Raw genomic sequence first — 17,994 nt, forward strand, 5'->3', positions numbered from 1 at the left:
TTCAGGGCATCGGCCAGGCCTCAACGGCATTTGCCGACGTATTTTCCATACCAGTGCATATCGATCGTTATGGCTCCAGCCTGCACGTGAGTACCGACCATACGGCCTTTTAGATCAAAAGCGGTGGCGGTGTGCAGGCCGCTGAGTTTGCCTTTTGATGTCCCCTCTTCATTAACGCATTGGAGCCCAATTTCCAGTGCGTCACCTTGGTTCTGCCAGGAGGTGATCTTGCATCCTGAATCTTCGAAGTTAGACCCCATGGAGGCACGCAAATCTTTGGCTTCTTCGGCTGACACACACTCATCTTCGTCGTCTTCCGGTGAGTCTGGCAGGGCCTGGCCGTTTATTTTCACGGTTCCACCGTTGCGCCATAAGCCCGGCTTGATCGACAGCGTTTCCGATGCCAGTGCAATGTTATTCAGACTAAAGCAGAGCGCGGCAGCCACTATCAGCATTCCTTTCATTGTTAGCTCCATTTACAGCTACGGATAACAGGTTAGGGGATATCTTAAGGGACGTTTCTGGCCTATGAGAAGCGCTAAACCATAGGTTTTATATGGGATACTTTCGATTTTGTGACCAGGGCGGTGATCCCTTGCCTGAGCGAACATTTTACCCTGCTGATTTTCCATTGCACTTCACACAGTCAGGCTTATTTTTTTGCAACGGTGGCTTAGGGCAAAGCATTCGTTAAACCCGGTCCGTAGCAATTCCAACATGCAGTAACGAAGGTGCCAGTTTTTTATTTTTATAGCTCTTGCTACCCCCGGAGTTTATATGTACTATCGCTGCGTTTTTTCCACTCATTCACTTGGCAAAGGAGGTACATCATGAATTATCAAACACTGTTTACCCTTTGCAGGTCGTATTCTCCAGCATAACTCCCTGTCTCCAAAGTTATTGCTCTATACCCTTCATTTTTCAAGCTGCCTTTTTGTTGGCTACGCTTGCGCAACCCAGTCACATAGTGGTCTATGTTCCAGGGATTTGCTCGCTTGCCGCCCCAATCCATCTTGAAAGATTTTGGACATAGCTCCGGCCTGCCACATCCATATAAGATAAATTAATCATCAGGATTGGTTATGGGCAATACTCTTGTCTCCGTTTCGCCGCGAGTTTCATTGATCGCGTCGGAACAAACCTGGATTGAAGGAAATGCAATCCAGCAACTTGAAATTACTGCCAGGCTACCGGATATGGTCAGCGTTGTCGGGATGCCAGATTTGCATCCGGGCCGCGGTTATCCAGTGGGTGCCGCTTTCTTTTCACAACATCGTTTTTACCCGGCGTTAATCGGTAATGATATCGGTTGCGGCATGTCGCTATGGCAAACAGATTTAGCCACGATGAAGCAATCGCTGGATAAATTGGAAAAAAATCTGGGAAATATCGATAACCCGCTGGAAAGCGACGCGTTAGGGGATATTCCTGCTTCGCTTGCACCTTATGCGCACAGCTTGGGGACCCTTGGCGGTGGTAATCATTTTGCCGAACTTTTACAGATCGATGAAATATACCAACCGGATGTCACCTTCGATAAAAAACGCCTGATGCTGCTGGTACATAGCGGCTCACGCGGTTTAGGCCAAAGCATACTGGAACGGCATGTCAGGGCTTATGGGCATCATGGCCTGCTGGAAAATAGCGAGGCGGCTAATGACTATTTGCAACAGCATCAACAGGCGCTGGATTTCGCCGCCTTCAACCGACAGTTAATTGCCGGGCGGATACTGAAACGCCTGCGTACCTCTGGCGATTGCCTACTGGATATTCATCATAACCTGTTGGCCCCGGCCACGATTGAGGGTATCCACGGCTGGCTGCATCGTAAAGGGGCTACGCCAGCGGATGAAGGGCGAGTGGTGATCCCGGGTTCGCGTGGTGATTACAGCTATATCGTTCAGCCGTTGCCCAATGCCAGCAGCCTGTTTTCATTGGCTCATGGTGCCGGGCGCAAATGGATGCGCTCCGAGTGTAAAGATCGCTTATCAGCGCGTTTCACCACCGAGCAACTGGCCAGAACCCGTTTCGGCAGCCGGGTCATTTGCCGCGATCGGCAACTGATCTACCAGGAAGCACCAGAAGCTTACAAACCTATCGATAGCGTGGTAGGGGCGCTGCGGCAGGCTGGGTTAGTCGCTGTGCTGGCGCGTATGAAGCCGGTACTGACGTATAAAACTCGTGGAGGGCGGGAATGATCTTATTACAGATTTCTGCCGCACAGGGCCCCGATGAATGCTGCCTGGCGGTGAGCCTGGCACTGCGGCAGTTGCATAAAGAAGCTCAGGCTGTGCAGGTGGAGTTACAGGAAGTTGAACGCGAATGTGGCCGCCAGGCGGGAACGTTACGTTCGGTGTTACTGACGCTGGACGGGGAAGCCGCAGACGCATTGGCCGAGCGCTGGTGCGGGACGTTGCAATGGATTTGCGAAAGCCCGTGGCGCAAAGGGCGAACCAGGAAAAACTGGTTTATTGGTGTCGCCCGCTGCTGTGCGGCGGCGTTGCCAAAGGAGAGTGAAATCCGCTTTGAAACCTTGAAGTCTTCAGGCCCTGGCGGGCAACACATTAATAAAACCGAGTCGGCTATCCGTGCCACGCATCTTGCCAGCGGTATTAGCGTCAAGGTGCAGACGGAGCGTAGCCAGCATGCAAACAGGCGTTTGGCCTGTTTACTGATCGCACAGCGGCTGGAGCAACTCGAACAACAGCAGTTGGATGAACAACGCGCTCAGCGGCGGATGTTTCATCACCAAATCGTGAGGGGATCGCCAGTTCGTATATTCAAAGGTGAGGGCTTTACGCCACGCCAATAGTTTGAGCGTAACGGACAGGTAATGATAAGCCGCCTATCGGTCTGATGGAATAGGCCGATAGGCTGAAACAATAAGAAGAATAAAAATGGAAACGCAAAGAAAATATGGTCGAACGTACCATTATCCTTTTTCACCGGGAACAACCAGTGACGATCGGATCAATAAACACTATTGGCAAAATATTAAATTAATTAACTCATTAATCCATACAGAAAAGCTCGACGGCGAAAATAACTGCCTGAACCGCTACGGTGTATTTGCCCGCTCCCATGCGGCACCGACGGTTTCTGCCTGGACGCGTCAGATTCGCCAGCGGTGGCAGCTGATTAAAAATGACCTGGGCGATATTGAACTGTTTGGTGAGAACCTGTATGCCACGCATTCTATTGAGTATCGCGGTCTGAGCCAGGACTTTTATCTGTTCGCCGTGCGTTGTAAAGATAAGTGGCTGAGCTGGGAAGAGGTAAAGTTTTACGCCGCGCTATTTGATTTCGCCTGTGTGCCAGAGGTGGAACTGGACGACCAACGCCAGACCGAGGCAGAGTATCGGCAGGCCATCATCAGCCTGGCTGGTGGGGCAGGTTGTTTTGCGCCGCATGATGTTCATACCGGTTTGCCTTGTACCATGGAGGGGGTGGTGACCCGCAATGCGGCAGAGTTCCCCGTTGCCGGTTTTGCCCAAAACGTCTTTAAGTACGTGCGTAAAAACCATGTGAAGACGGACCGACATTGGACGATAAGCTGGCAACGGGCACGTATGGCGCATGAGTATCATCAGGAGAAGAGCCATGTGGTACCTGAGTGAAGATAAAACCTGGAGCAACCTGGCGGAGAAATTCCGCTGGGTGGCCGATATGCACCAGGTGCCGCAAGACCCCCGGCACCATGCGGAAGGAGATGTCGCAGTCCATACCCAGCGAGTACTGGCAGCGCTCACCGGGGCAGCAGAGTTTATAGCGTTGCCCGCGCAACAGCAGGAAATACTGTGGGCAGCCGCCTTGTTACATGATGTGGAAAAACGCAGCACCACGCGTATCGAGGCCGACGGTTCGGTGACGTGTCCCCATCATGCCAAACGCGGTGAACTGACCACCCGCTCGATTTTGTATCGCGATATCGTCACACCGTTCCAGGTGCGCGAACAGATTGCGGCCTTGGTGCGGTTTCATGGCTTACCACTGTGGATCATGGGGCGTCCTTCACCAGAGCGGGCACTGCTATTGGCGGCATTGCGGCTGGATACCCGGTTGCTGGCGATGTTGGCACGGGCAGATGTTCTGGGGCGGGATTGTGAGGATCAGACCCGCTTACTGGAAAATATCGAGCTGTTTGAGCTGTTTTGCCAGGAGCAACAATGCTGGGGCCAGGCACGTGCTTTTGGCAGTGATCTCCAACGTTATCATTATCTGACGCATCCGCAGGCTAGCGTTGATTTTGTTCCTTACGAGCAATTCCAAAGCGAGGTTGTTCTGCTTTGTGCATTACCTGGCATGGGCAAGGACCGATATATTGCGCAGCATGCCGCAGGGATAGAGACCATCAGCCTGGACAATATCCGCCGCCAGCATCGGTTGTCACCGACTGACAAACAGGCGACCGGCTGGGTGGTGCAGCAGGCCAAATTGCAGGCTAAAGTGCTGTTACGCCGGGGGGCGCCTTTTGTCTGGAACGCCACCAATATTACCCGCCAACTGCGTAGTCAATTGGTCGAGCTGTTTACCGCCTACCAGGCAAAGGTGAAAATTGTTTATCTGGAGGTGCCCTATGCACAGTGGCTGCGGCAAAACGCCGGGCGGGAACACAGTGTGCCTATCCGTGCCATGGAACATTTGCTGAGTAAATTGGAAATCCCGCAGGCTGATGAGGCCCACGAAGTGGAGTTAGTGGTTCAGGATGCTTAGCCTGACGCTGCGGCATCAAGCGGGTCGGTTAATTCGATATCACCGTTATCAACTGCGGTGACTCAAACATCGCTTTGGGCGAAATAACCGACTCGTTCCACGGGATCAGCGTCCCGTAGCGCTCACGTAATTTTTGTTTTACCGCAGGCGCATTAAGATGAAACTCACTGACTTTTTGCAGTTTGCCGATTTGTATTCCTAACGCGCGATCGTAAATCTTCCATACCAGCTCCGAACAGTACAGATTTTCATCCGACCAGGAAAACAGGGGATCGTAAGGTTTCCCCGCAAACAGTTGAGCCTGCTTGCGGATCTTCAGCTGTGCTGCCGGCGTCAGTATTTGCCCAGAGTTTTTCAGGCGTTTGACGACAAAATGCTTTTTCTCCCCTCGGTCGATCCAGGCCGATAGCGGTGTGTATTTTACCGTTGCGGCAGCTTCGAAGACGTAGGGTTTACCTTCACGCAGAGCAATGATCCCCATATGACTGTAGCGCGAGCCGGTAGCCTGCTGTACGGCCAGGCTCTGTGCCGAGCGGGATGTCTGGAAAATGATGTCGCCGTCCCGCACGGTAGGTAGATCCCGTGCCTGGGTGACCAGCACGGTCATAAGGCAACCTATCAGAAACAAGATAACGCCCAGGCGTTTGCTAAATACCACGATTCAATCCCTCGAAATCAGAATGGCAGTAGTCTAGAGGCCGAGTGTGAAGTGTGGGTGAAGTTGGGGGAATATCGGCATCAAAAAAATCCACGCAAGTGCGTGGATTTTATGTGTTCAAGCCATCGCCATGAGATCTCCGAGAGAGCTCATATGACGAGTAAACCGTTTAGACATTGAAATGTTATTTAACATTTATTTAATTGATATTATGTGATTTTGTTTTCAGTTGTTATTTTTATACTCACATCTGTACTCACTTCGGTTGATGCTGTTAACTGAGGTCAATTATCACAGCGCCAACCAACTCTTGTTCATCCTGCTAGGATGGTATTACTTCTTTTATTTATCAACGTATTGCTCTGGCCGGGCTATCAAATACTTGATGAGTGCCAAGTGTTGTTGTAAGCATATCTTCAGGACAATATCTTATCTGACAGATAGATTTTTGCTAGACGCGGACATTTCTAACACCATTGATACCTCAATCAAATGGAGAAAAGGTCAGATTTCATTTAATGATCAGCAGGCATAGATTTCTGAGGACGTTAGTCAAAAAAGGGAGACGCAATGCCAGAGATTAATTCACACGATTCTGCACAGACTTTACCTCAGGATCGGGAAACGCTGTACCACTTGGTCTGGCGTGAGCCTGCGGAGCGTATAACTGCGCTGTATGGCATTAGTACTGAGTTATTGGCGAAGCGATGCAGCGAAATGTGTATACCCAGGCCGCTTGCTGGTTACTGGAAAGCGCTGGCTAAAGGGAGCGCGCCTGCAATCCCGGCACTGCCTGCCCTGAAACACGGAAGGGCGGTAAAGGTACTTGAGAAGCACAACCCATCAGTGCAACCTTCCGCCATTGTTGTATCAAAATCAGTGTCTTCAATAACCCGAAAACAAGCTCCTGTTACAAGTAATGGCTATGGACTGATAAATGATCTCAAAAGGTATTTGCCAGCCTCATCGGTTACAGAAGATGGTTATTTCAAGCCTACGAAAAAGAAATTACTGGATCTCAATGTTTCAGATACGGGATTTGATAGTGCAATAGAGTTCCTGAGTCGCTTCTTTGATGCACTGGGAAAAAAGGGGTACCGTGTTACGCTGGATGCGCCGGGAGAAACGCTGCATCGTGCGGATATTGATATTAAGGAAGATCCGAAAGGGGAGGGTATCGCTGGGGCAATTTATGGCGGCCTTATACGCCAAGTATTATTTGTTTTGGGGATATGTATTTTGCGTTTAATCTTGCTGAAATGACGGAGTATGTTCCAGCGAAAAAAGTCAAAAATCGCTATGTACATGACGAACAGATGGGACGGTGGATACGGGGAAGAAATAGTGAGCTTTTTCTTCACGTATCGAAACATACGTTGCCTACCGGGCGATTTCTGTTGCAGCTTTACTCACCTTATTCTTCCGCAAAATGGTTACTTCAGTTCCGGCAGACAAAGCAGTGTGGATTAATTAGTCAGATCCCTAAGATGATTTCGGCGATGCAGGAGGCTGTTCCGCTAATTTCAACGCAACTAGAAAAGGCCAGAATCGAAGCCGAGGAATGGCGTATTCAGTGTGAGCGGGAACAAGCTATATATCAGGAGAATAAGCGGATAGAGCGGGAAGGGGAAGCGCTCAGTGCCAGTCGTACCGAGCTGAAATCCATTATTGCTCAGTGGGCGGAAGACAAACGGCTGGAACAGTTTTTTCATGAAGCAGAGTTAGACGCAGCAATGCTTGATGAGCAGCAGAAGATACAGGTCATTGAACGCCTGCAACTTGCCCGTCAGTTCCTATCTGAGGATACGGCGGTTGAGCGGTTGTTGAAGTGGAAAACGCCGGAAGAGCGGTTAAACAAAGGATGAGCCTATTTCCTCGTCACTTTGGTAAATTTCTCTTTTCTTTCTGATTCAATATAGTGAGAGGACAATTTTCAGCTAGATGCTTTCTGTCTGTGGAGAAGGTGGGAGACAGGTATGTGTGTTTTTATGGCTTGTTATTTTGAGCTCAACCAGTACTGATAGTTAATTCAGTGTCAATAATCGACTTTCATGGAGTTGGAGCTGCATCCGCAGCAATTAAGTGGTAATTATCTTGTAAGCGAACGGCGAGCTTGCGTTGTGTGATCTGGATAATGCTCTAGCTAGTACCCATCATGGTTAGGAAGTTCATGTACCCATCTGCGTACCCAGAGCGATTTTATACGGATTAACCCGCATGTTTTGCTTTTTTCCAGCCACTGACCCAGTAAAAATGTCTCTTTGGTTTCTTGCAACCTTTTGAAATAAATGCTTATGAAGGATATTGCTTTGCTGAACACTTGTAGAGCGGGGTGACTGGCAGACTAACATCAAACTGACCTGTGAGCGTGGAACTCGCATCCTGAGCGAAAAAGAGCTGAGCAAGTTTCTGCATTGGCTTCCTGGTTCAGCTTTTATACTGACCATCAAGAATGTGCTTCGCTTAACTTTATGGACAGGCTATCGCACTGGTGAAGTATTGGGACGATGTTGATCTTGATAAGGGCACCATTCACCTCAGGGAGACTAAGACCGGTATAGAACGTTACGTTCAGCTTTCGATGATCGTTTTTGATGCGATCGGTGGGTGACTTTGGAATGCGTGAAGGTGCGATAATCTGACATTCAATGTTCATGGATGTCAGTAAATTATAAAGCCCATAACCGCATGGCCCGGCTTCGTAACAGGCCATGATATCGCCGTGAGTATCGAGCATTTTTTTGAAAAATCGCTACACGGCCTGAGGTTGGTTGTTGATGGTGCCGTAGTAACGTACTTCGCCCAGACGTTCAGGGCTGGCAATGGCAACCGCTAATGTTTCTTTGTGCACATCCAACCCAATATAAACTGTCGTATTCATTGCTGGCATATAACCTCCTGCAAAATATCCTACGATGCCAAAGTGAGTAGTATAGAAGGTCATATCATCTGGCTCTTTGCTGGGTCGTTGCGTGCCGGGCAGCGAATGGCATCCATCCTGAGCCTGCTGGAAACGGCCAAACTCAACGGTCACGACCCGTATATCTGGTTGCGTGATGTGCTGACCCGCTTGCCGGCCTGGCCCAACAATCGGCTCAACGAGCTGCTATCTTATGCCGAAAACCGCTTCAGTAAATTACCCCGTCAGCTTATTACATTATTTTAATCGAGCAACGCGAGTTCACCGTTCGCTTACACAACAAGAAGATGAGCAGATTATTGATCGCCAAATTTTTAGACCAAGATAAAAGAGATGTCATTTAATTTTTATGAGTGTGAGAGTAGGTAATTGCATATTAAGTGGCCTATATCCGACAGCCACTTAATCTGAAATATAAACAACGGTAAGTAATTAAAATCTATATTTATTAAGAAGATCTTTATGACGTTCGACTTCTTTTGAATACCATTTGAGACTCCATGACCAGCTATCCTCTCTGGGTTTACAATCCGTGCAGTTATCACAATTTGATTGTTTGAAACTATCACCGAAATCATAGCTGCCAGTACTATCATATAATTGACTTAATAAATTTCCGGTTCCTTGTGTATGTCTGTGTTTTAAGCAGATCAAAAGATGCATACCACCTAGAGAATGCATTCTTAATGATTGGGCAAATATTCCTCCGGGGCGATAATGAACGAATAAATACTCACAATTTTTCATTATATTTGTGGGGTCATAATTAGCAAATCCAATTTTAAGGAATTCATGATGTTCTCCTTGTGGGTCATCAGGATCCATTCCTAGATTTTTGGCCATACTCAAGAAGTATTCTTTTTGCTCTTCAGTTGTAAGATCATAAAAATCTTTTTGACTGTCAAGACTGATAACATGATTCTCTATTTCTGTTAGGGCTTCCTCAAAATCAGGAAAAGTTGAAAGAATCATCTTCCGATGGGGTTGGGTTGCTTTAGGGTTTTGTTTTAGTAAGGTGGCAGTAAGGAAGTATAATTTTTCAATTTTTTTAATATCTTTTGATAATACACAATATGTCATTACTAATAATGACATTCTTTCATACCAATCATCTAGAAAATCAATTGTTTCCTTCGAGCCTCGTGCTTCATGGATTCCTTTGAATATTAAAACCGACGCATAGATATCAACAAAAAAATCTGCAAGTATGTGATATTGCTCGTTTCTTGTCATCCTATTACATAACTCAATAATCTTTTGTAGGGATAAGCAGCAATCTCTATACATTATTTGAGTTTGATCATTGAAAATATAACGCTCTAAAGATTTTTCTTCAAAGTGATTGACGGAATGATGGGTCGCATGAAGCTGATCCAACTGAGCCTTAAATTTTGCTTTCCGTGATTTACCAAAAGCAATTAATCTGTGAGTCCGGCTTTTTTGCTCTCTGGCTAATAATATTAAACGTTGGCAAATATAAAAATTTTCTCTGTAAATTTCTCTTTTAATATTAGTATAAGGAGAGATTTGGAATGCTTGTAAGTAATATAAAACTGCTATAAATCTATCTTTTGCAGGAACTATTGGTGAATGGCTTATTTCGTTAGAGCGTTCAAAAACAGCATCATATTTTCTTTCAGATAAAAGATTATCCAACTGCTGATGATACGCTTTATATAATGCTTCACCTATATCTTCAATTTTCTTATCGAGAGTTGAAGGGCTAATGATTGGATATCTGACAACAGAATCTTTAAGCCCCTTAATGTTCAAGTAATCCCAACAATCTATGGCAGCGTCTAATATTTTATTTGCTGATGCTATGTCTTTTCTGACCAGTGTATTTTCAATTGGGATATGAACTTGAACTGTATCATTTTGATTAGGTTTTGATGCCTTTTCTCTTAATGTTTCATTGTTTGTTATTGGGAGCCAAAATATTTTCTCTGATGTGATCTCTACCACAACTAAAATAACAGGTACTTTAAATTCAAAGTAATATCTCAAACGCTCTGTTTTGAGAGTAAATGATAATAAGCTATTGTCATGAATAAAGGTTGAGTTCTCTTCACCCTTAATCTGAACTTTGAAAACACTCTCTTTCCCAAGAGCTTTGCCACTACCATCTTTGAGTTCAATTTCTCCATCAATACCAAAATCATTTTGATCCTCTTGACTTCGGAAAATCCAATGGCTTGGTAAGTTGTATTCAAAAATACGCCCGGCTTCAGTTCCAATCTCTCCTGCGTTCATCAGGCCCCTCAATCTTGTTTTTTTCTTGTGGTCTTATAATACCATGCTCATACAATAAAACAGTATCTCACCTGTAGCCATTGCTCTTACCTCCACTAAGACAATGCGGATGGTAGCAATATCAATCCAGTGTTAGGCTCATGCTTCTGTTGGGCACACCACTGCTAAAAAGCTGGGTCTAATAGTAGATCACTTAAAGGGAACTCAGCCCGGATTGTGCGATCTGGTCAATCGCCAAATATCCCAAACCACCAACCGGACTGAGCGATGCCGATCATAGCACCAATATCCCGTGACGAACGACGTCTGTTGCAAAAAGCTATCCATAAAACGCGTGACAAGAACTATGCCCGTAGGTTGACCGCTATGCTGATGCTACACCGGGGTGACCGTGTCAGTGACATAGCCAGAACGCTCTGCTGCGCCCGTTCGTCAGTAGGTCGCTGGATTAACTGGTTTACGCTGTCGGGTGTCGAAGGTCTGAAGTCTTTGCCTGCCGGGTGCTCCCGACGCTGGCCTTTTGAACACATCTGCACATTGTTACGCGAACTGATAAAGCACTCTCCCGGCGATTTTGGGTATCAGCGTTCACGATGGAGTACCGAACTGTTGGCGATAAAAATCAAAGACATAACAGGATGTTCGTTACATGCCGGAACTGTACGTCGCTGGTTGCCGTTAGCCGGACTGGTCTGGCGCAGAGCCGCACCAACCCTACATATCCGTGACCCACACAAGGATGAAAAGATGGCTGTAATCCATAACGCGCTGGCTGAATGTAGTGCAGAACATCCGGTCTTTTATGAGGATGAAGTGGATATCCATCTCAACCCAAAAATTGGCGCAGACTGGCAACTTCGCGGACAGCAAAAGCGAGTGGTCACACCGGGCCAGAATGAAAAATATTATCTTGCCGGAGCCTTACACAGCGGCACGGGAAAGGTCAGTTACGTTGGTGGCAACAGGAAAAGCTCGGGGCTGTTCATCAGCTTGCTAAAACACCTTAAAGCTACATATCGACGGGCAAAAACCATCACGCTCATCGTGGATAACTACATTATCCATAAAAGCCATGACACACAGCGCTGGCTGAAAGCGAATCCAAAGTTCAGGGTAATTTACCAGCCTGTTTACTCACCGTGGGTGAATCATGTTGAGCGGTTATGGCAGGCGCTTCATGACACAATAACCCGCAACCATCAATGCCGTTCAATGTGGCAGTTGCTGAAAAAGGTTCGTCATTTTATGGAAACCGCCAGCCCATTTCCGGGAGGACAACATGGGCTGGCAAAAGTGTAGCGGTATTAAGCGCAGCTATTTAGTACTGCATAAGTTGTTCTTACAAACACAATCAAAAGCGCATTATTTTTTATCTCTAATGTTTTTAAGCAGCATCATTAATTCACCCGATACACTGATATCTAGATAAGGTTCAGCAATAATTAATATTGAGGCAACTTTCTCTAATCCTGAATACTCACTGCCAAGACAGGCTCTTTCAATTTGAGCTGCTGAAATCCTTGGCGCGCTGAAAAAGAATTTCTGCTGCTGAGAAGCAAAAAACCATCGTTTTACAAGCAACGCTTCCAGTGCTACCGCCGTATAGTTCTTCACCAGTCTGGACACCTCTAATAATCGGCATGAATTTTTCCATAGCTGAGCTGGTGTTAACGAATTGCTTTGTAATGCCAGTAGTGCATATGCCGCCAGTTGGTAAATATTATTACCGGGCATTTCTCCATGCAAAACAGCAATGAGCCCCTTGAACTCCGTAGAAGGTTCAGCGATACGCTTAAGCGTATCGCTCCATGAATTTAAAAGCGAAGGCAACTCAGAACTTTCCGCAAAACTTGTTATACAGGCGGCAAGAACTACTTGGCTATTTAACACCCATGGTGCTTCATCATTCCAGTAATCCTCTGGAACTGGAGGTATCTCCCCAACCTGATAGATGTCAATATTATTTTGCTCCACGATTTTCTTGTAGGATATCCCTTCATGCACCCCGACAAGGGTCGGAATCAATTTATCAAATTTTTTTCTCTGAATAATGACTCCAGCGCCAGTATCCGACCATAAAATACCGAATTTAATGGCATCCTGCCTTTTGTTGCCATATGAGCACGTTTCTGAATCTCATCTCCTAGGGATAAATAATCCCAGGTTGCTGCCAGCAATCCCCACGAACCACTAATATCAATGAGTCGGTGTTCAACAATTTTTTCATGGGGTTCCTGATTGCTGCACATTCCTGGCAGGGGCACTACTAAGTCATGTTCAGAATATCCTATCGTTTCAAAATGAACCCATGCGATACAGTGCCTAACCGTGGCATGTAAATGGTGGGCTCGAATATCATCCTTGGTTTCAATTGACGGTAGACATTCCAACACGCCAGCAAAGAGAAGCAGGCATTCTTTTTTCTTATCTGACCGCCATAAGGAAACAGCAGCATCCGCCATCAAACCAACTCTTATTTTTATTTGGATCTTTGATTGCCCGGTAATTTCCGCACCTTTTTGGAAAAAAATGGCCGACTCTGACCAGTCGTTCAATTTAGCTAAAGCAATGCCCATATACCGGCAGGCAAAGACATAATCTACATTACCCAAACCAGGCAAGAGCAAGGCTTTCTGGAAAAAATGTATCGCATCTGAATAACGTTTTGCGTGAAACAGTACCTTGGCGCGCTGGTTGCTCAAAGTAGCATCATCTCTAAATTCCTTATCCGCTTCGTCCAGTACAGATAAAGCCTCATCGACTGAATGCTCATATTCATCATAAATAGCTGAAATATTGGACAAGCAAGCTTTATAGAGTCTTCTCGCCCCCCACTTGCGGGCTTTCGTTTCTGTAAGTCGAAGTATATGCAGCGCTTTCTGAATATCCAGGGAGCTGCCTTTTTCTTCATTCCAGCATGACCGGTTAATTAAAACGTTCGAAAAATCAGTATCAATGTTACAAACAGCAAGCAGTCTGTTTCTTTTATTCTCTTCAAGGAGGTCAAGTGAAGTTACAAGCTCAAGGAGATCATCCAGTCCATTGACTCTAATTGCCTGATGAGAAAACAGAAGCGTCACCGGATCGTTTGTATCAATAGAATATGCACCGGGATAAGGGGAAAAAGAAACGTTGTCTGCGACACCGCTGTCCAGGGCGTCCATCATAGAGCTCAGTAATCTGACCACCGTTAATGACGGAACATGTACCCTTATATTAGCTAATATGCTGCCATAGGCCATTAAGGTTGAGAGATGCTTCTGCTTTTCAAGCGTAATTGAAGCAACGATTCCTTCTATTCTAAGAATACTCGCCAATACCTTCGCTTCTTGTGACGAAGACACAATAAGTTTGAATTGAAGTAAACGAAGCAGCAGTTCAGTCATTGCTTCATCATCAATAATCGTTTGGCCCGGTTTCAAGGCTACCTCTATAAACCAGGACATTGAATCACGAAGGTAACTCAAATGCTTATCGCTCTCTGTAATAAGCTGGCTTGCCAGAGAAATAAGTATCGTTTTTTCTTTCGCCAAGAATGCGTGCAGGAATGCATTCGCTACATCGTACTGGTTGAGTTCTTTTTCATTAACAATACTGTGCGCAATTTTGATATGAACGGCGTTAATCTCGTCTTCAGGCAAAGTATCGTTGGCTGCTCCGGCCAGCAATGGGGATACTCGATAAAGGTCGCTACCTTCTTTTTCAATCCAGGGACCAACGAGCGTATCAAAAATCTCCCCAGGCAATCGAATGGGAGGCGGTGCTCCCGCAATAGCGATAACAATATTACGCCGGAAAGACCCTGAAACGAGACTGAGTCTGTAAGCTAAAACCCTGGCAGCATCAGAAGGGAACTCCCTGACAAGACGGCTGCGGGCTTCTTCTTTTATACGTTCTACATCCTCTGGTCGTAAGATGTCATCAATCGTTGCAGACCACCCTCGACCGCTTAACGTTCTGACCCTTGCATGCACTAGTTGCGGATGTCCCCGGGTGGAGTAATAAATCCCCCGCCCAGTTTGAGAAACTTTTTTCGGATCATGAAGCCCGTGTATTTTAATTAACGCCCCAATCTCCTGCTCGTCAAAATAGGGAATGGTTTGTTCGCTCTCCTTAGAAAGCCATAGCTTAGGGAACAACGGCATGGGGGGCGGCTTCTGACCTGTCACGACAACCCTGCCTTTATTTTGCACCGCAGTGAAAATCAGCGTGATAAGTTCACTCTCAAAGTCTGCAATGTCACTCAAATCCAGATCGTCCAGCACCAACTGGATTGGCAGGGCGGATGTATTGACTTCTATTGCTGCTCGGGAAAGCATTTCCCTTATCTGATCAGTGGACCGTCCTCGAAAACTCCCCCATCCCCAACGGCCACCCATTTTGTCAGAAAGCAAGGCCGCAAGGTTTGTTTTACCCGTTCCGCTGCTGCCGTGTAAAAAAAGCACTTGAGAAGACAAAAGCTGTCGCTCTAACTTTTCGACAAGGACAGTTCGACGCACGGCACCCTCCACAACCGGCAGTGGCCTCCCAATCGTAGGCACGCGCGCAAGCAGTCTTGATATTTCACTAACTTCTGCATTATCCATGAACTGCTGCAAGCCGCTGTTCCTTCGCAAGCCATCCAGCTCATTTTTAGGAACAGACTCCATGGTGGCCGACTCGAATGCATCCCAAAAACCTGTTTGAAAAAGTGGCTTTGAACCTTTTGTAGAAAGTAAATCTGCGACGTGTTTAAGGAGATGCGGTAGCACTTGACGTGAATAATGCGTATTAATACCGAGTTTTGAACCATGCAATTTGAGCTTATCTTCAATGACCAACTGCAAAGCATCTTTTTTCTTATTTCCCAAATCCCACTCAATTCTATTGATGAATTTGTGGCAGAGAATATCCACGGGCGCAGACTTCACGAATTCCATAAGCGCGGGGTTCAGCGGGAGCGTTAAAAGAAATGAACGCAATGGCTCAACCTGCTCAGTGTTTGGGCGGCACTTTTGCCAGTATTCAAGTCCTTTTTGATTTTTCCCAAAGGGGGCGCCTTTTTCATCGACAGCTGAGGCTGTCGTCAAAAATCGCAAGGTGACATCGTGATGGGGATTGTTCTGCTGCAAAGACCAGAAGTTGTTAAGCGTCTCGACAATTTCAGGCGAACGCAGTGTTAGATTGCCGGATAAGTCTTTGACCTGAGTACCAATAACGGACTGTCCTGAGCAGATATCAAAGTCTTCTGCGCATTCAAGGAACAAAATTTCGCTTTCATTGAGATTGATCCATGCAAGGACACTCTGATAAATCTGGTAAACGTATCCGCGAATACTGTCAGTAGCATCGCGCTTTGCATCGGTTTTATGGCTTGGAGTCGCAGTCATTTAGGCACCATCAATTATCCCTATGCCAAAAGTATACTCCAGCTGATTGTGCAATTCTTCTTGTTAGTCATCGACTTCTTCAGGCTGAAGCATAGCCATAAAGCTTCACCACCATCGACCCGGAATAATGAGGGTGTCCACCTGTGCGCATTGTTCGTAGCCCGTTTTGACTGTCGGGAACACTTTACGTTTCTTAATCGCCTGCTGGATAACGCTGTTCAGTGATTCTATAGCATTGGTCGTGTAGATGGCCTTGCGAATATCTGCTGGATAACCAAAGAACATATTGAGATTTTCCCAGTGTGTACGCCAGCTTTTGCTGATTTGAGGGTATTTTTCATCCCAGACGCCTGCAAACTTGTCCAACGCCATCAAGGCCGCTTCCTCTGTCGGGGCCTGGTACACCGTTTTCAAGGCGCTGGTGACTGCTTTATAGTCTTTCCACGACACGTACTTCAGGCTGTTACGTACCCTATGGATAATACACAGCTGGATGTGGGTTTACGGATAGACGCTGTTTATCGCGTCGGGGAAGCCCTTCAGGCCGTCTATGCAGGCAATCAGGATGTCTTGAAGGCCCCGATTTTTCAGCTCAGTCAGCACATTGAGCCAGAACTTCGCCCCTTCACTCTCGGCCAAGCTTAGATCTCATCTTGAGTATGTCTGGCGCTCATGCAACGGCGATATACGGCAACAGAGTGATCTCTTTAGGCTGACCTACACGCTTGAGAGCCTCAAGGCACTGGGTTGGCGTAACGAGTTGGTAACGTCTGCTGAGTGGGATTCAGGGGCGCTGAATGAAACGCCTGCTCTGTATGTGGTCAAGGCTGCGTTACAATCGGCTTTCACCAGTGAAGGGTGTCTATTACCCCACTTGAATTCAAAGTCGCTGGTGATACGCAGATTGTTGTTGATGCATTGACCGCTAATAGTCTAACCGTTGATTGCCTAGGGAATGTGGTGACACTGGTGCCTTAACCTTGACCATTTATCAATGAAGTTTCAAAAAATTTCAGTATTCAGTGATCTCCTTATGTAATATTGTCAGAGCTATTTCTATAGTGTTGTTGGGATACAAAGCATATTACACAGGAGATAATGTTATGTGGGAGTTAGCAGTAGAGTCGATGAGTTTTATTTTTGAGCGATTGAAAGATATGATTGATAATGGCGACTTGAGTTCACTTCAGGCTGTTTTTATTGTGTTCCTTGCTGCATCACTTATTTTTTTATTATACAAAATAAAAGAAGTTATTTCCTTTTTCAATGAAATAAGAAACAAAAATCTTAACTACTATCATTGGATGTTGGAGAATTATCGATTAATTAAGATTGACAAGAAAATCATCAAGACAGAGATGTCAAGGATTATCAGATATCGCATGTCTGGTATTCAAGATGTCGCGAGGCAGAGTATTATATTTAGATTAATATATAAAAATAAAGAACTAATCTCACCAGATTTCTTCAAAAAATTCAGAAACTTTTTAGTCATGAAGGATGGAGTCATTATTTTTAATAAAGGCCTAGGGTTCAGATTAGAATGCTTTATGTATGGGTTGTTTTCCGTGCAATACCTTTTAGTTGCTTTTTCATTTATGGCTTTATCCATTTATAAAGGTGATTCTCTATCTTTGTGGAAACATCTCATTCTGTACTCAATGAGTATAATACTTTTCATGTTCTTTGTTGCCTTTTGGAAAATGATCCCATCGCCAAAGGAATGTCGTTTATTATCAGAAATATTACAGAAGCAAAACATTCCCTCTTCATATTCTGATTAATGAGAGTTTAAATAATGGATTAATTAAGGTAGCTCAGTCCGAATAGAGAAATTGATTAATCGTTAGAGATTTCAAATTACTTACCGGACTGACTTAATTAGATTATGTTCACAATTATTCGGCTTTCATGGTTCAACATAGCTAGTTACTTCTTTGCTTGTAGTTGCACTTGACACGGAATTTCACTCGACGCCGATCTTACACCATCCAATATAGAGGTAATTATTGCCCTGCATTCGCCCACTAAATTCGATTGAACGTAGAGGGTATTATTGCCTTTCGGTGGCGTTTCTGGTG

At 45.7% G+C, this 17,994-nt stretch carries 11 protein-coding genes and 5 pseudogenes; 9 read left to right on the plus strand and 7 right to left on the minus strand.

The window, feature by feature from the left end; genetic code table 11:
- Positions 1–20 precede the first annotated feature (20 nt).
- Positions 21–464: a DUF3617 domain-containing protein gene (locus tag ACQ86O_RS17205; protein ID WP_431222114.1), complete on the minus strand. Its 444-nt coding sequence runs from the start codon at positions 462–464 to the stop codon at positions 21–23.
- Positions 465–1,082: 618 nt separating this feature from the next.
- On the opposite strand from ACQ86O_RS17205, the gene ACQ86O_RS17210 reads away from it, so the two are divergent.
- From ACQ86O_RS17210 to ACQ86O_RS17225, 4 genes are all read left to right on the plus strand, one after another.
- Positions 1,083–2,198, plus strand: a complete 1,116-nt coding sequence (locus tag ACQ86O_RS17210) for an RNA ligase RtcB family protein (protein WP_431222115.1) — start codon at positions 1,083–1,085, stop codon at positions 2,196–2,198.
- Positions 2,195–2,812 (plus strand): peptide chain release factor H, encoded by a 618-nt coding sequence (prfH, locus tag ACQ86O_RS17215; protein ID WP_431222116.1) that lies wholly within the window; start codon positions 2,195–2,197, stop codon positions 2,810–2,812. Before ACQ86O_RS17210 ends, prfH begins: the two co-directional genes overlap by 4 nt.
- 85 nt (positions 2,813–2,897) lie before the next feature.
- On the plus strand, positions 2,898–3,617 hold the full coding sequence (locus ACQ86O_RS17220; protein ID WP_431222117.1) for an RNA ligase family protein: 720 nt from the start codon (positions 2,898–2,900) through the stop codon (positions 3,615–3,617).
- Complete coding sequence (locus ACQ86O_RS17225) at positions 3,601–4,713, plus strand: AAA family ATPase (RefSeq protein ID WP_431222118.1); 1,113 nt, start codon at positions 3,601–3,603, stop codon at positions 4,711–4,713. The genes ACQ86O_RS17220 and ACQ86O_RS17225 overlap by 17 nt, the downstream gene beginning before the upstream one ends.
- A 28-nt stretch (positions 4,714–4,741) precedes the next feature.
- Here ACQ86O_RS17225 and ACQ86O_RS17230 read toward each other — a convergent pair whose 3' ends face one another.
- Complete coding sequence (locus ACQ86O_RS17230) at positions 4,742–5,320, minus strand: YiiX family permuted papain-like enzyme (protein ID WP_431225759.1); 579 nt, start codon at positions 5,318–5,320, stop codon at positions 4,742–4,744.
- Between the two features lie 621 nt (positions 5,321–5,941).
- Between ACQ86O_RS17230 and ACQ86O_RS17235 the strand changes: the two are divergent.
- Together ACQ86O_RS17235 and ACQ86O_RS17240 are read left to right on the plus strand one after the other, a co-directional pair.
- Positions 5,942–7,236, plus strand: a pseudogene (locus tag ACQ86O_RS17235) (hypothetical protein).
- Between the two features lie 475 nt (positions 7,237–7,711).
- Positions 7,712–7,952, plus strand: a pseudogene (locus tag ACQ86O_RS17240) (tyrosine-type recombinase/integrase); the annotation flags it as partial.
- On the opposite strand, the pseudogene ACQ86O_RS17245 reads toward ACQ86O_RS17240, so the two are convergent.
- A pseudogene (locus ACQ86O_RS17245) lies at positions 7,950–8,261 on the minus strand (IS110 family transposase); the annotation flags it as partial. The pseudogenes ACQ86O_RS17240 and ACQ86O_RS17245 overlap by 3 nt on opposite strands.
- 60 nt (positions 8,262–8,321) lie before the next feature.
- On the opposite strand from ACQ86O_RS17245, the pseudogene ACQ86O_RS17250 reads away from it, so the two are divergent.
- Positions 8,322–8,537 (plus strand): annotated as a pseudogene (locus ACQ86O_RS17250) (transposase domain-containing protein); the annotation flags it as partial.
- Between the two features lie 186 nt (positions 8,538–8,723).
- On the opposite strand, the gene ACQ86O_RS17255 reads toward ACQ86O_RS17250, so the two are convergent.
- A complete protein-coding gene (locus tag ACQ86O_RS17255) occupies positions 8,724–10,544 on the minus strand; it encodes a DUF4365 domain-containing protein (RefSeq protein ID WP_431222119.1) in 1,821 nt (606 codons plus the stop codon).
- Between the two features lie 267 nt (positions 10,545–10,811).
- On the opposite strand from ACQ86O_RS17255, the gene ACQ86O_RS17260 reads away from it, so the two are divergent.
- Positions 10,812–11,843 (plus strand): IS630 family transposase, encoded by a 1,032-nt coding sequence (locus ACQ86O_RS17260; RefSeq protein ID WP_431222120.1) that lies wholly within the window; start codon positions 10,812–10,814, stop codon positions 11,841–11,843.
- 63 nt (positions 11,844–11,906) lie between these two features.
- On the opposite strand, the gene ACQ86O_RS17265 is transcribed toward ACQ86O_RS17260, so the two are convergent.
- The 3 genes and pseudogenes from ACQ86O_RS17265 to ACQ86O_RS17275 all read right to left on the minus strand — a co-directional run.
- Positions 11,907–12,518 (minus strand): hypothetical protein, encoded by a 612-nt coding sequence (locus ACQ86O_RS17265; protein ID WP_431222121.1) that lies wholly within the window; start codon positions 12,516–12,518, stop codon positions 11,907–11,909.
- A gap of 47 nt (positions 12,519–12,565) precedes the next feature.
- Complete coding sequence (locus tag ACQ86O_RS17270) at positions 12,566–15,913, minus strand: tetratricopeptide repeat protein (protein WP_431222122.1); 3,348 nt, start codon at positions 15,911–15,913, stop codon at positions 12,566–12,568.
- A 171-nt stretch (positions 15,914–16,084) separates the two neighbouring features.
- A pseudogene (locus ACQ86O_RS17275) lies at positions 16,085–16,552 on the minus strand (IS256 family transposase); the annotation flags it as partial.
- A 464-nt stretch (positions 16,553–17,016) separates the two neighbouring features.
- Here ACQ86O_RS17275 and ACQ86O_RS17280 point away from each other — a divergent pair.
- Positions 17,017–17,697, plus strand: a complete 681-nt coding sequence (locus ACQ86O_RS17280) for a hypothetical protein (RefSeq protein WP_431222123.1) — start codon at positions 17,017–17,019, stop codon at positions 17,695–17,697.
- Positions 17,698–17,994: the final 297 nt, after the last annotated feature.

The sequence above is a fragment of the Serratia sp. L9 genome, from assembly GCF_050632285.1.
In the GTDB taxonomy this organism is placed as follows: Bacteria; Pseudomonadota; Gammaproteobacteria; order Enterobacterales; family Enterobacteriaceae; genus Chania.

Bases quoted from the DNA above. Each gene is read 5' to 3' on its own strand.
- ACQ86O_RS17205 (WP_431222114.1), bottom strand. From the start codon at position 464: ATGAAAGGAATGCTGATAGTGGCTGCCGCGCTCTGCTTTAGTCTGAAT.
- ACQ86O_RS17210 (WP_431222115.1), top strand. From the start codon at position 1,083: ATGGGCAATACTCTTGTCTCCGTTTCGCCGCGAGTTTCATTGATCGCG.
- prfH (WP_431222116.1), top strand. From the start codon at position 2,195: ATGATCTTATTACAGATTTCTGCCGCACAGGGCCCCGATGAATGCTGC.
- ACQ86O_RS17220 (WP_431222117.1), top strand. From the start codon at position 2,898: ATGGAAACGCAAAGAAAATATGGTCGAACGTACCATTATCCTTTTTCA.
- ACQ86O_RS17225 (WP_431222118.1), top strand. From the start codon at position 3,601: ATGTGGTACCTGAGTGAAGATAAAACCTGGAGCAACCTGGCGGAGAAA.
- ACQ86O_RS17230 (WP_431225759.1), bottom strand. From the start codon at position 5,320: ATGACCGTGCTGGTCACCCAGGCACGGGATCTACCTACCGTGCGGGAC.
- ACQ86O_RS17255 (WP_431222119.1), bottom strand. From the start codon at position 10,544: ATGAACGCAGGAGAGATTGGAACTGAAGCCGGGCGTATTTTTGAATAC.
- ACQ86O_RS17260 (WP_431222120.1), top strand. From the start codon at position 10,812: ATGCCGATCATAGCACCAATATCCCGTGACGAACGACGTCTGTTGCAA.
- ACQ86O_RS17270 (WP_431222122.1), bottom strand. From the start codon at position 15,913: ATGACTGCGACTCCAAGCCATAAAACCGATGCAAAGCGCGATGCTACT.
- ACQ86O_RS17280 (WP_431222123.1), top strand. From the start codon at position 17,017: ATGTGGGAGTTAGCAGTAGAGTCGATGAGTTTTATTTTTGAGCGATTG.